Origin of the sequence: Candidatus Clostridium eludens, assembly GCF_045310515.1 — a bacterium.
In the GTDB taxonomy this organism is placed as follows: Bacteria; Bacillota; Clostridia; order Clostridiales; family Clostridiaceae; genus Clostridium_B; species Clostridium_B eludens.
Window position 1 is genome coordinate 1 of the sequence record NZ_JBJHZX010000012.1, and the last position, 13,799, is coordinate 13,799.

A 13,799-nucleotide genomic window follows, 5' to 3' on the forward strand; every position below is an offset into this window, starting at 1 on the left:
AAGAATGCAGTAGAAGCTGGAGTTAACGTTTCACTTGAAACTGGAATGTTAGTTAACAGTGAAGTTGTATCCGGTCCAAACAAAGATTTACTACCACATTTATTATAATATAATAATTTGTAAGGTGAATTTTAATAACCGCAAAAATTAAAAATGAAAATATTTTAAACTAAATTCCAGTAGAATAATACATTTATTTTACTGGAATTTAATTTTGCAGTTTTATCCGATAGTAAAAAATATGTATATTTTTAATGAAAAGAGTAGACTTTTTTTTATAAAGTTATTGAATATTTATTTTACATGTGATATCATAATTCATATATTTAATTGAAATACACATGTCTTTCAATTACGGACAAGGTGTGATTTTATGAACAATAAATTTCTTATAATTGATACCAGCATACTTCCAGATATATTTGTCAAAGTAGTAAAGGTAAAGGAACTTCTTAGAACTGGAGATGTAAAAGATATATCAGAAGGTGTAAAACAGGTAGGTATAAGCAGAAGTACCTATTATAAATATAGGGATTCAGTTTTTACTTTGTCTGAAGGTGTAGCAGGACATAAAATAACTATGGGGTTGACATTAGCACACAAAGCAGGTACATTGTCAAGAATACTTGATAGTATAGCTCAAAAAAAAGGAAACGTCCTTACTATAAATCAAGATATACCTATTAATAATGCTGCTAATGTATCTATAACTTTTGACGCTTCTGAATTAGAAGTGGAAGTTGACGAATTGATGGAAGATATAAGGGCGTTAAAAAGTGTAATAAAGGTAGATTTGGTAGCAGTAGAATAATTAACGTGCTTTTTCGACAATTTGTTGTACATGCATTTATTTTGAACAGTTTTAGAAGATAGTTACTTTAGGTTTTTATATAAAGAAAACCATGAAAAGGAAGAGTAAATAATAAACTGCTTTATAGAGAGGGGAATCCATAGGCTGAAATATTCCCTAAGAAAGAATTATTGAAAACCACCTTTGAGTTGAGTACTGAAATTCATGTTTAGTAGGTACTTCCGCAGATCTGCGTTATGGATATAGAGATAACAGTAATGTTTAGTTTAAGGTTTATAAAGGTGGAGAGTTTAATTTTAATTAAACGTTATTAAATATTATTGTTAATTTGGGTGGAAACGCGATAAAACTCGTCCCATAGGGGAAGGGTTTTTTATTTTCACATTAAGTAAATTAAAGATACTAAATAAAAGGGGGCAATAAAATGGCAAATATAGCGATGCTTGGATATGGTGTAGTAGGTAGTGGTGTGGCTGAACTTATATTTAGAAATAAATATAAATTTAAAAATGAACTGAATGAAGAACTAGTATTATCAAAAATTTTAGTTAGAAGTATTAAAAAACACATAAATAGTAAAAATGAGGGGATTTTAACAGAAAATATAGATGATATTTTTAAAGAAAAGGTGGACATTATAGTGGAAGCTATGGGAGGTCTTGATCCGTCTTATGAATACGTAAAAAGAGCCTTAAACATGAAAAAACACGTAGTTACAGCTAATAAAGATTTAATTGCAGAATACGGATATGAGCTTTTACAATTAGCAAAGAAAAATGGAGTTACTATTCATTTTGAAGCAAGTGTAGGGGGAGGAATACCTATACTCAAGTCAATAAATGAGTGTCTTGTAGGAAATGAAATAAAAAGTATAAAATCTATATTAAATGGTACTACGAATTTTATATTATCTAAAATGAATCATAGTGGTATGAGTTATGAAGAAGCCTTAAAACTTGCCCAAAAATTAGGTTTCGCAGAGGCTAATCCAGAATCCGATGTTAAAGGATATGATGCAGCTAGAAAGCTTTCTATTTTATCTACAATTGCGTATAACAGGAGGGTAGATTGGAAGGATATAAATATAGAAGGTATTACACAAATTGATGAATATGACTTTAAATATGCTAAAATGGAAAAATGCAGTATAAAGTTGATGGGAATTAGTAAAATTGACAACGAAGATATATATGCAGCTGTTATGCCGGTTATGGTAAAAGAAGATTCTGTTCTTGGAAAAATTGAGGACGAGTATAATGCTATTTTAGTAGAAGGAGATGCTGTAGGAGATGTAATGTTTTCAGGAAAAGGTGCAGGGATGTTTCCTACTGCCAGTGCAGTATTTGCAGATATAGCAGATATAATTGAGCAAAAGAAAGAGAAGTTTATCACTTTTAGTAGTGAAAAGGCCAGTATAAATAAAGCATGGGAGTTAAAGGGAAAATGGTTTCTGAGAGTGAAAACACAAGATAGAGTAAAAGTTATACAGGGTATATCTTCAAGCTTTAAAAGTTGTTACATTTTATCTAGTACTTTCTCAGGAAATGAAGAAGAAGTAGTAGCTTTTGTTAATGCAGACAATGAAATTTCAGTGGATGACTACATTGAAAAAGTAAAGGTAAAAGGAGAAGCCTGTGATGTTAAAAAATTATTAATTTTGCACTAATATATATTTAAATAGTGGTTATTATACTAGTCCATTTTACATAGTGCCCTAGTGCCCGTTGATATGATAATTATTACCGGAATTTGTTTCCACTTGATATCTTTAAAAATAAAAGATATTTTTTATGAAGCTAGGAGGAGTTTATATGGCTAAAATAAAAGTTAGAATACCGGCTACTACTGCAAATATGGGACCGGGATTTGATACTTTAGGTATGGCTTTAAAATTATACAATGAAATTGAAGTAGAAGAAATAAATGAAGAGACAAAGATATATAATAACGGGTTAAAATCTAAAGAAGATTTTAAAAATAATCTTATATATAAGAGTATAACAGAGACTATGGATAAACAAAAATATCCTTATAAAGGATTTAGAATAGATGTAGTTAAATGTGATATACCTATTTCAAGGGGACTTGGGAGTAGCTCGGCTTGTATAGTTGGCGGTATAAAAATAGCAAACGCAATTATGAAAGATAAAATGAATTTAGAAGATATAATTGATTTAGCTACTAAAATGGAGGGACATCCAGACAATGTAGTACCGACAATAGTGGGAGGTATGGCAATATCTTTAAAAGTGGGAGAAGATATAAAATATTCTAAGGTAGATTTACCTGGCCAGCTAAAATTTGTTGCTATGATACCATCCTTCCAGGTGAATACCGCTCTTTCTAGAAAAGTTTTACCTAAGTCATATTTAAGAGAAGACTGTATATTTAATATATCAAGGTCTGCCATGCTCATAAGTGCTCTTTATAATAGAGAATTTGATAAGCTTAGAACATGTTTTGATGATAAAGTTCATCAGCCCTATAGAAGAAATTTAATAAAAAATTCTGATGATGTTTTTCAAAAAGCAATGGAATTCGGAGCTGTAGGAGAATTTATAAGTGGCTCTGGCTCCACTCTTATGGCGGTATTAGATAAAAATGAAGATGAATTTATGATGTCTATGAAAAAATATTTAAGTGGACTTGAAGATAATTGGAATGTAATTTTACTTGAACCAGATTTAGAAGGAGCTAAAATTGTGAGTTTAATATAGATAATGTGATACACACCTCTTTATATATTGCTTTTTATAGTAATGAGTTCATAAGGTATTTTTTAATTGTTGTTTGTTTTCAGATATCTAAAATAGAGGAATCTGATTGTTTGTGTAGAATTCTAAAGTTAGTAAATAAATGTAAAGAGGTGAGCCTATGTTAGATGTTGAGATAAAGCTTAACGACATCGAAATTTCAAGCATTGAAGAGAAGGATTTGATTGAAGTACAAAGATGGATGGAAACCAATAATGCTTTTCTCAAAGAAGAAACCAGTCTGGAAGAATTGAAAGATAGATTTTTAGAAAGTTATGTAAGTCAATGTGAGTTCTTTCTCAAAATAGAAAAAAGAGGAAAATTGCTAGGTATGTTAAAGGGGAGACTTGAATTTAAAAAGGAAAGTGAACTTTGGATATGGTTTTTTTATTTAGATGATGTGTGTGATAATGTTGATTTGCATAGTATTATAATAAAGCATATGATGAAATACTTTAATAAAAAATATGGGGTAAATATTTTTTTTAGTAGAATAATTAAAGACAAAATAGGCAGCATAAGCCTTTGGAGAAACTTAGGATTTAATTTTAGTAGAATGGTAAAAAACTTTTATAATATTAATGGGAAATATATGGATATGATAATTATGAAGAAGATTGGTGTCTGACAGTAATATTTTTTTTCTACCTGTAATAATAATATATAGGGATACTATAAAATAGGGGTGAAAAAATGAGATACACACGATATGATTTAAAAAAAGATAAAGACACTAAAATATTTATAATTTCAATATTAACATTATTTTTTATGGCTTTTGTAATTGGAACTTTTGTATTTAAGGTAATAATAAAGAACACAGGTAATTTTGGTGAGAATATATCCGAAAGTCAGGTAGAGAGGGCTAATTCTAATAGTAAATATGTAAAATTTATAGCTGTTCAAGGTGGAGTTTATAGAGATAACAATAATGCAAATGCAGAAAAAAATTTATTAGCCAAGTATGGACTGGCCTTTTGTATAACTGATTCGGATAAGACAAGAGTTTTTCTAGGTATTTATCCAGAGGAAAATGGAAAACAAATTATGGAATCTCTTACATCACAAAAAATAGACAATACTCATATGATATTCACAGTAAATCAAAATAGTTCATGTAATGTAGAAATAACACAAATAATAAATGCAAATCTTAAGATATTGAATAAACTTTCGGAAAGTGATGTAAAATCTATAAAAACAGAAGACTTGAAAAAATGGTGTTCTTCTTTAAAAGATGTGGAGAGTAATGATAACAACGGGAAACTGATTTTAAAAGAATTGAAGGAATATATAAATAAGCTTCCACAGGAAATTGAAAAATCAAATGGTGAGCAGAATTATATCTACATATTTAATGTATTAAAAAAAGTAGCTTCTAGTTAACTGAATATTAATTAGAAATAATTTCAAGGAGATATGGCCGGTATAGGGGTATTTACACCAGTACTTGCCATTTTTATATGTAATTTAAAAATTTTTTTGAACAATAATATATATACTTGTTTATGGTTTTATTAAATGATAAACTATATAAGATATATTGTTAAGGTAGGGGATTTCATGTGAAGGGAGCCGGAAAAAGCGGAGGTTTTATATGGCTTTTTATATTTTTAGGAGCCATATGTGGTAGTCTTATAGGAGATGCTGTTGGAAATAGTTTTAACTTTTTAAGTTTTTTTAAAAATTTTTATTCAATAGGAATGTCTGAACCAGTTGTATTGAATTTTAAAGTTATGGTTCTAACTCTAGGTATAAATTTTAGCATAAATATTATGACTATAATTGGTATAATTATGGCTATAATATTATATAGAAAATATTAGGAAGTGATAACATGAAAATTGTATTGGCTTCAGCATCCAGTAGAAGAAGGGAACTTTTAAATAGATTAGTAGAAGGTTTCAAGGTAGTAACAAGTGATTTTGACGAAGATTCTGTGTTATTTCAAGGAAAATGTGGGCCTTATGTTATGGAACTGGCTGAAGGCAAAGCAAAAAATGTATGCAGTAAATTAAAAGATGAAAACTTAATAATAATAGGGTGTGATACCACAGTGTTTTTAAAAGGAAAAGTACTTGGAAAACCAGCTGATAAAGAGGAAGCATTTTACATGTTAAAAGAACTAAGTGGAAATGAACATCAGGTATACTCAGGTATAGCAGTTATAGATAAGTTTTCAGGTAAAATAGTTAAAGATTTTGTTTGTACTACTGTAAAATTTTCTGAAATAGATGATACATGTATAGAAGATTATTTAAAAACGGAAGAATACAAGGACAAAGCAGGAGCCTATGGTATTCAAGGCTACGGGGGAGTTTTCGTAAAAGAAATTCACGGATGTTATTATAATGTAGTAGGATTACCTTTAAATAAGTTGTATAATATGTTAAGTGGGATTGGGGTAAATTTATAGTAGGGAGTTTTAAAATGAAAGATACCTTAAAAATTATGGATTTACCAGTAAATGAAAGGCCCAGAGAGAGATTATTTAGATATGGTCCGGAAGCCTTATCCAATTCAGAACTTTTAGCGGTAATACTTGGCACAGGCACTAAAGGTGAGAACATAGTATCTTTAAGTAATAGAATAATAAAGAATAATGGAGGATTAAATGGTGTTTTTAATTCTAATTTAGAAGATTTTACAAGTGTTTCAGGTGTTGGAAAGGCCAAAGCTGCTAAAATATTAGCTGTAGTGGAAATGTCAAAGAGATTTAAATCCTACAGAGATGGCGATAATTATAAGATCCGTAATCCAAAGGATGCAGCAATGCTTGTTATGGAAGAAATGCGGGGGTTGAAACAAGAATATCTTAAGGTCGTCATGTTAAATACAAAAAATGTGGTTATAGAAATTAAAAATGTATTTATGGGCAGTCTGAATTCATCTATAATACACCCAAGAGAAATATTTTATTATGCTATAAAAAAGAACAGTGCCTCCATAATTGTGTGTCATAATCATCCTTCTGGAGATCCGTCTCCTAGTGATGAAGATGTAAACGTAACTTTTAGATTAAAAAAGTGTGGTGAGATATTAGGTATACAATTAGTAGATCATATAATAATAGGCGGTGGGATATTTATTAGTTTAAGAGAAAAAGGAATTTTATGAGATTGAAAGGAGAAATATAAATGGGTTTTTTTGGAATATCGAGAGATATGGGAATTGATCTAGGAACAGCTAATACATTAATATATGTTAAAGGAAAAGGAATAGTGCTTAGAGAACCTTCTGTGGTGGCTATAAACAATGATGTTAAGAAAGTAATGGCAATAGGCAATGATGCAAAAGATATGATAGGCAGAACTCCAGGTAATATAGTAGCTATAAGGCCTCTAAAGGATGGAGTTATTGCTGATTTTGATGTGACTCATACTATGCTTAGAAAATTTATAGAGAAAGTAAGTCCTAAATCAGCATTTACAAGTCCTAGGATATTTGTTTGCTTTCCCTCTGGAGTTACTGAAGTAGAAAAAAGAGCAATAGAAGAAGCAACAAAACATGCGGGAGCTAGGGATGTGCTTCTTATGGAAGAACCTATGGCAGCTGCAATTGGAGCTGGACTTCCGGTAAATGAACCTACAGGAAGTATGATTGTAGATATAGGTGGGGGTACTACAGAAGTTGCGGTAGTATCACTTGGAGGAATTGTTACAAGTAAATCACTTAGAATTGCTGGTGATGAATTGGATCAAGCTATAATAAATTACATAAAGAAAGAATACAATTTAATGATAGGTGAGAGAACAGCAGAAAATGTGAAAATTGAATTAGGTTCAGCATATGATACAGGAGAAGAAAACTCCATGGAAATAAGAGGAAGGGATTTAATATCAGGATTACCTAAAGTTATAAATATAACTGAAAGTGAAGTTAGGGATGCTTTAAAGGAACCTATACTGTCCATAACTGATGCCATAAAGACAACTCTTGAAAAAACACCGCCAGAGCTTGCATCAGACTTAATGGATAAAGGAATCATGCTGGCAGGTGGAGGAGCAATGCTCAAAGGATTAGATCAGTTAATAAATATAGAGACACATATGCCTGTTCACATAGCAGAAGCACCTCTTGATTGTGTTGCACTGGGTGCAGGAAAAGCATTAGATACTATTGATAAAATAGTAGCTAGTAGAAAATAGTTATGAGTGATATATTATGAGATTTTTAAAAAATAAACTTGTAATAACTATAATAATGCTCTCAATTATTTTCTTAATATTAATTTCTTTTAGCATTAAGAGTGATGGTAATTCAGTTATAAGAAATGGTGTAGGTATTACTTTTAATTCCTTACAGGGAGGATTATATAAGCTTAACAGTAAAATAAAAGATTCTATAAGTTTTATATTAAATTTTTCTAATGTAAAAAAGGACAATGAAGAGTTGAAGAAAAAAAATAGTTTGCTAGAAAACAAACTTGTAGAATATAATTCTTTAAAAAACGAAAATTCTCAGTTAAGAAAAGAACTAAACTTTAAACAGCAAAGGACGGAATATAATTACATAGGGTGTGATATAATAGGAAAAAGCAGCAACGGGGTTTTAGATGAGTTTGCAATAAACAGGGGAACTGAAGATGGAGTAGGAAAACAAATGGTAGCTGTTACTGCAGAAGGTTTAGTAGGTCAAGTTATACATGTAGAAAAAAATTGGTCTATAGTTCAATGTTTGACTAATGAGAATATGGCAGTAGGAGGAACTATTGAGAAAACAGGAGACGAAAGTGGAGTAGTAAATAGCGGCATTGTAAAAGGATATAAAAGCGATGAAAGTGAGTTTTTAGCCAAACTGTATTATCTTCCTCAGGAATCTACCGTAAAAAAAGGAGATACAATTTTAACGTCAGGAATCGATAATTCTTATCCTGCTGGAATTAGAATTGGAACAGTAATAGATGTAGAAACTGATAAGGGAAAGGTAATGAAAAATGCCACAATAAAACCTTATGTAAACTTTGACAAAATTGAAGAACTGCTTATAGTGGTCCCTAAAAATAAAATAGATATAAAATATTAGGGTGATGTAAAATGAAAAAAATATTAGTACTGGGTCTTTTGTCTATATTGTTGTTTATATTAGACAACATATTAATGCCTTTTTTTGCTATAAGAACTTTTTACCCAAGTCTCCTCTTAATCTTTATAATTTGCTACTCTATTGTAAATGGAAGATGGGAAGGATTATGGCTTGGAGTATTTGTAGGACTACTACAGGACGTATATTTTTCTAGAGGTTTCGGAATAAATGGATTTACCAATATGATAATATGTGTAATTGCAGGAGCTATAGGAGATAGTATATTTAAGGAAAAGAGACTTATTCCTGTTATTTCCTGCTTTTTACTAGTTTTGCTTAAAGGTACTTTAGTGTTTGGTATATTATATTTACATGGTGTATATGTAAATATAATAAATGTACTTTTGGGAAGTATTTATGATATGATATTATGCATTTTTATATATAAACCTGTATACAACCTTTGTAATAAAGAATATATGCAAGTTAAATGGAAATTTTGAAAACAAATGAGATAATTTATAATTGGAGATGATATTTTGTGAAAAAGAAGAAGCACCCTAATATTACAAGGTATACTACCATTATAATAATTATGCTAATTCTTTTTGTAACTATGGCTATGAGACTTTTTTTTCTCCAGGTAGTACAGGGTAAAGAATATAAAGAACAGTCAAACAATAGGTCTATAAGAGAAATTCCCGACGTAGCCCCTAGAGGAGATATTTTAGACAGTAAGGGAAATAAATTGGCTACAAGTACGCTAGGTTATATGCTGGTATATAATCAGACAGATGAAAGTGACAAAACATTTTTTTCTACTATGGATGAGGTATTTAAAGTACTGGACCAAAGCGGGGAAAGCCAGCAAGATGACTTTGAACTTAAGATAAATCCTTTTGAATTCCAATTTAGAAGTGATGATGAAAACACTAGGAAAAACCTTGAAATTAGGTTTAAAAGAGATAGGGGATTAAATGATACCATAGAGAAAAAAATCAAGAGCAAAAATAAGAATATTTCACAAGATGATCTGGACAGTCAGGTTAACAAAGAACTTTTAAAAATATCTGCAGAAGATACCTTCAAGGCACTTTTAAAGCAATATAAAATTCCTAGTGGATATTCACTGGAGGAGCAGAGAAGATTTATGATTGTTAAAGATACTTTAAAGATGCAGAGTTTTTCAGGTTATAAGCCGGTAATAGTGGCAAGCAATATAACAAAGGATACTGCCTTTAAGTTTTTACAAATGTTAAATGAACTTCCAGGAATAGATGTAAATACCCAGCCTATAAGGTCTTATCCTAATGGGGAGTTAGGATCTGCTTTTCTAGGTTATATATCAAAAATAGCTTCTAACTATGAAAAATATAAAGATAAAGGGTATGATATAAGCAGTGACTATGCAGGCCAGGCTGGAATTGAAGCTGCCTTTGAAGACAGGTTAAAAGGAACAAAAGGGGGAAAAATAGTAAAACTTAATAAAGATGGCAGGATACTTGAAGAATTAGGGAACAGAGATTCATATCCAGGACAAACTGTTCAGCTTACAATAGATAAAGATGTTCAGGCAGCAGCAGAAAAATCACTGGATGAGAGAATGGCGGAATTGAGGCAAAATCCTTATGGCCAAGAAAGAGCTGATACCACAAATGCAACTAGAGGGGCGGCAGTGGTAATTAACATACATACAGGAGGTATAATAGCTTTAGCCAGCAGACCTGGATATGATCCTAATTTATTTGCACAACCGGGTAAACTTTCTACGGAGCAATACAACAAATATTTTAATCCTGATTTAGAGCAATTTGGAAGAGACTATATTAGAAATAGAAACATTACTGGGAATTTTCCAGGAGAGAGCGAAGATGACGTATTAAACACACTTTTTCCTATTGATAAAAGTATAAAAAATAATACTACCATAAGACAGGACCTTTATGATATATATCCAAAACCATTTTATAATTATGCAACCCAGTCTCTAATACCACCAGGGTCCACTTTTAAGCCTATGACTGCTATTGCAGGGCTAGAAAGTGGGGCAATACCTCTAGGTTTTAGTTTTTACGACAATGGTACCTTTAATCAGGGAGGAAGGCTGGTAAAATTTGAATTAGATGGAGCTAATGGACTTGTAAATCTTACAAGTGCCATACAAAAATCAAGTAATCCTTACTTTATGGAAGTGGCAAGAAGGATTAGAGAAGCTTTTGGAGATGATACCCTGGCTAAATATGCATGGAAGTTTGGCTTAGGAGTACCATCAAACAGTGATGTAAAACCGGCTACAGGTATAGAAATTCCCGAGAAGTTTGGTCAGGTATATAATACTGTATCTAATGAAAATAGTTTTGCCAACACGTATCTTTGGAAGACCATGTCAGTACTTAAAAGTGGAATAGATGACAAGGGCAACAGTATAGTTAAAATGGATTTATACGATAATGACAGTGATTCTAGTGGAGTTAAGTCATTGAAAAAGGAAATAAAAACTTTAATACAAAATTCCATAAAAGGTGGAAGTAAGGCTTTTAACAAGGAAAAATATAAACAACTGTTTTTAGAACTTACTAAAGAAGATTCAAACAATAAAAAAGATATTAATGATAAAGAAATGGATAATTTAATTGATGCTATATATTATATAACTGTTTCAGATGCCAATGCTCAATTAGATGTACCTGCAAATATAGAAAATGCTGCTATAGGACAGGGATTAAATCAGTTTACTCCACTTCAAATGGCAGATTATATTGCAACGCTTGCAAATGGTGGAACCAGATATAAGCTTCATCTGGTAGACAAGTTTTTGGATTCTGACGGAAATGTTATTGAACAGGTCAAACCAGAGGTTCTTGAGAATACAGGGGTTAAGGCTGAAAATATAGAGGCAGTTAAAGCTGGAATGGAGGCCGTTAATGAAAAAGGTACTGCAGCCCAGGCTTTTGCAGATTTCCCTATAAAGACTGCAGGAAAAACAGGTACTGCAACTATAGGAAGCCAGGAACAGCAGTCTCAAATTGGAAGAACAGACTATGCGGAATATGTGGGATATGCACCTATGGATAATCCTGAAATAGCTGTGTGTGTTGTTGTGTTTGACGGAGGTATGGGAGCAGGTTCTGCCAATATAGCTAGAGATATTTATTCTGCGTACTTTCATATAAATGATGGTAATACTCAGCAGAATGGATCAAATGCTAGCCAAAACAGTAATTAAGTCATAATTTGCGAATAGGATATATCCTATTCGCAAATTTACATATAATCTATATATAATAGTTAAAATATGATATTATATGCTTAAGAAAAGGTTTAGCTTAGATAAGATATTCTCAAAAATACTATAAATTAAAAAAATATAAGAATTTTTGATAAGCAAAGTTAAAATATAAGGAGGATTTATATGAATAATGTTGAAATATTATTTATGAGGTAACTTATGGAGGCTAATTTATGATAGATAATAATATATTAGTTAAAGGTAATAGAGATGGTATAAATGTAGTTGTAAATATAAATAAGTTTAAAGATTTTGAGGAAATGCTCGAAGCTTTGATTAATAGACTTTCGGTGGGCAAAATGTTTTATAAAGGGTGCACTTTAAAGATAATTACAGACTTAAAATACATAAATCAAAAGCAATTTATTAAATTAAAAGACATATTGTTTGAAAAATTTTTAATAAAAGAATGTATATTTGAAGATAGTAATGAAAAGCCTAGTAAGATATTTTCTGGCATTTATGAAGGTAGAACTAAATTTTTAAGAAGGACCATAAGAAGTGGACAAGTCATAGATTATCTAGGAAATATAGTTATAATAGGAGACGTAAATGCTGGTTCAGAGATATATGCAGGAGGCAACATAATAGTTTTTGGAACACTGAGAGGATATGCCCATGCAGGATTTGGAGGGAATTCTAAAGCAATAGTTGCTTCCATTTGTTTACAGCCAGAAATGCTTCAAATCGCTAACTTAGTAACCAGGTCACCAGAAGACAGCATTAAGCCTCAATATCCAGAAGTAGCTAGGATCAGAGGAAACATAATAATAGTAGAACCATATTTGCCTAATAAGTTTATTTAAGGGAGGTAGTGTAAATGGGAGAAGCAATTGTAGTAACATCAGGCAAGGGAGGGGTCGGAAAAACTACTACTACAGCTAATATAGGGACGGGATTAGCTGCTTTAAACAAAAGTGTAGTATTAGTAGATGGGGATACCGGACTTAGAAATCTAGATATTCTTATGGGACTTGAAAATAGAATTGTGTTTACCTTGTTAGATGTGCTAGAAAATAAATGCAGACTTAAACAGGCACTTATAAAGGATAAAAGATTATCAAACCTATATCTTTTACCTACAGCGCAAACTAGAGATAAGGAAGACATAAGTTCACAGCAAATGATGAATTTAATACATGAATTAAAAATGGAACATGATTATGTAATAATAGATTGTCCAGCAGGAATTGAACAAGGTTTTGAAAATGCTGTGGCAGGGGCAGACAGAGCATTGATAGTAGTAAATCCTGAAGTTACTTCGGTTAGAGATTCAGACAGGGTTATTGGCAAACTTGATGCTAAAGGACTTGAAAATCACCAGCTTATAATAAATAGGCTAAATTATAAAATGACCAAGAATGGACAGATGTTAGATGTAAATGATATATTAGATAGTTTAGCTATAGAACTCATAGGAGTAGTGCCAGATGATAGAAGTATAACTGTTTCAACTAATAGGGGAGAGCCAATAGTATTAGATAAAAGCGCTGTTTCAGGTCAGGCCTTTAGAAATATATCCAGGAGAATAACAGGTGAAGAAGTACCTCTTATAGATTTAAGTTCCGGGCAAGAAGGATTGTTTTCATCCATAAAAAAAATATTTGGTATTAAATAAAGGGGGTAGGGCAATGGATTTGTTTAGGGTATTTTCCAAGCCATCTTCCAAAGATATAGCTAGAGAGAGATTGAAATTAATATTAATACATGACAGGTGTAGCATGTCACAGGAAGTATTAGAAGACATAAAAGAAGATATACTTGAAGTGCTTTCTAAGTATATGGAAATAAACTATTCTGAAATAGATGTGAAAATGACAATTACCGAGGAACTTGATGCAGATCCAGTAGCACTTGTTGCCAGTATACCTGTAAAAAAAGTTAAGTATAATAAATAGGCTGTGTATTATACATAGCTTTT

The 13,799-nt window shown here is 31.2% G+C and carries 15 protein-coding genes and 1 other annotated feature; all 15 genes read left to right on the forward strand.

From position 1 onward, the window contains the following. Positions 1-373: 373 nt before the first annotated feature. The 15 genes from ACJDU8_RS09315 to minE all read left to right on the forward strand — a co-directional run bounded on the left by ACJDU8_RS09315 (position 374) and on the right by minE (position 13,776). On the forward strand, positions 374-811 hold the full coding sequence (locus ACJDU8_RS09315; RefSeq protein ID WP_406791880.1) for an ACT domain-containing protein: 438 nt from the start codon (positions 374-376) through the stop codon (positions 809-811). 82 nt (positions 812-893) lie between these two features. Beyond that, positions 894-1,172: a binding site (T-box leader), on the forward strand. Positions 1,173-1,235: 63 nt separating this feature from the next. Next, a complete protein-coding gene (locus ACJDU8_RS09320) occupies positions 1,236-2,477 on the forward strand; it encodes a homoserine dehydrogenase (RefSeq protein WP_406791881.1) in 1,242 nt (413 codons plus the stop codon). 145 nt (positions 2,478-2,622) lie between these two features. After that, complete coding sequence (gene thrB, locus ACJDU8_RS09325; RefSeq protein WP_406791882.1) at positions 2,623-3,528, forward strand: homoserine kinase; 906 nt, start codon at positions 2,623-2,625, stop codon at positions 3,526-3,528. Between the two features lie 157 nt (positions 3,529-3,685). After that, a complete protein-coding gene (locus ACJDU8_RS09330) occupies positions 3,686-4,192 on the forward strand; it encodes a GNAT family N-acetyltransferase (protein ID WP_406791883.1) in 507 nt (168 codons plus the stop codon). 65 nt (positions 4,193-4,257) lie between these two features. After that, a complete protein-coding gene (locus ACJDU8_RS09335) occupies positions 4,258-4,950 on the forward strand; it encodes a hypothetical protein (RefSeq protein WP_406791884.1) in 693 nt (230 codons plus the stop codon). Positions 4,951-5,129: 179 nt separating this feature from the next. Continuing rightward, the gene (locus tag ACJDU8_RS09340; protein WP_406791885.1) at positions 5,130-5,390 is read left to right on the forward strand and encodes a DUF4321 domain-containing protein; all 261 of its coding nucleotides are present in this window, start codon (positions 5,130-5,132) and stop codon (positions 5,388-5,390) included. Positions 5,391-5,401: 11 nt separating this feature from the next. Then, on the forward strand, positions 5,402-5,980 hold the full coding sequence (locus tag ACJDU8_RS09345) for a Maf-like protein (RefSeq protein ID WP_406791886.1): 579 nt from the start codon (positions 5,402-5,404) through the stop codon (positions 5,978-5,980). Positions 5,981-5,994: 14 nt separating this feature from the next. Then, positions 5,995-6,681, forward strand: coding sequence for a RadC family protein (gene radC, locus ACJDU8_RS09350; protein ID WP_406791887.1), 687 nt, complete (start codon positions 5,995-5,997; stop codon positions 6,679-6,681). A 20-nt stretch (positions 6,682-6,701) separates the two neighbouring features. Next, positions 6,702-7,712 (forward strand): rod shape-determining protein, encoded by a 1,011-nt coding sequence (locus tag ACJDU8_RS09355; RefSeq protein WP_406791888.1) that lies wholly within the window; start codon positions 6,702-6,704, stop codon positions 7,710-7,712. A gap of 16 nt (positions 7,713-7,728) precedes the next feature. Further along, positions 7,729-8,589 (forward strand): rod shape-determining protein MreC, encoded by an 861-nt coding sequence (mreC, locus tag ACJDU8_RS09360; protein ID WP_406791889.1) that lies wholly within the window; start codon positions 7,729-7,731, stop codon positions 8,587-8,589. Positions 8,590-8,600: 11 nt separating this feature from the next. Continuing rightward, positions 8,601-9,092 carry a rod shape-determining protein MreD gene (mreD, locus tag ACJDU8_RS09365; RefSeq protein ID WP_406791890.1) on the forward strand — a complete coding sequence of 164 codons (492 nt, stop codon included), beginning with the start codon at positions 8,601-8,603 and terminating at the stop codon, positions 9,090-9,092. 38 nt (positions 9,093-9,130) lie between these two features. Further along, on the forward strand, positions 9,131-11,815 hold the full coding sequence (locus ACJDU8_RS09370; protein ID WP_406791891.1) for a penicillin-binding transpeptidase domain-containing protein: 2,685 nt from the start codon (positions 9,131-9,133) through the stop codon (positions 11,813-11,815). Positions 11,816-12,051: 236 nt separating this feature from the next. Then, positions 12,052-12,684 (forward strand): septum site-determining protein MinC, encoded by a 633-nt coding sequence (minC, locus tag ACJDU8_RS09375; RefSeq protein ID WP_406791892.1) that lies wholly within the window; start codon positions 12,052-12,054, stop codon positions 12,682-12,684. A gap of 14 nt (positions 12,685-12,698) precedes the next feature. Next, on the forward strand, positions 12,699-13,496 hold the full coding sequence (gene minD, locus ACJDU8_RS09380; RefSeq protein ID WP_406791893.1) for a septum site-determining protein MinD: 798 nt from the start codon (positions 12,699-12,701) through the stop codon (positions 13,494-13,496). 13 nt (positions 13,497-13,509) lie between these two features. Continuing rightward, on the forward strand, positions 13,510-13,776 hold the full coding sequence (minE, locus tag ACJDU8_RS09385; protein ID WP_406791894.1) for a cell division topological specificity factor MinE: 267 nt from the start codon (positions 13,510-13,512) through the stop codon (positions 13,774-13,776). Positions 13,777-13,799: the final 23 nt, after the last annotated feature.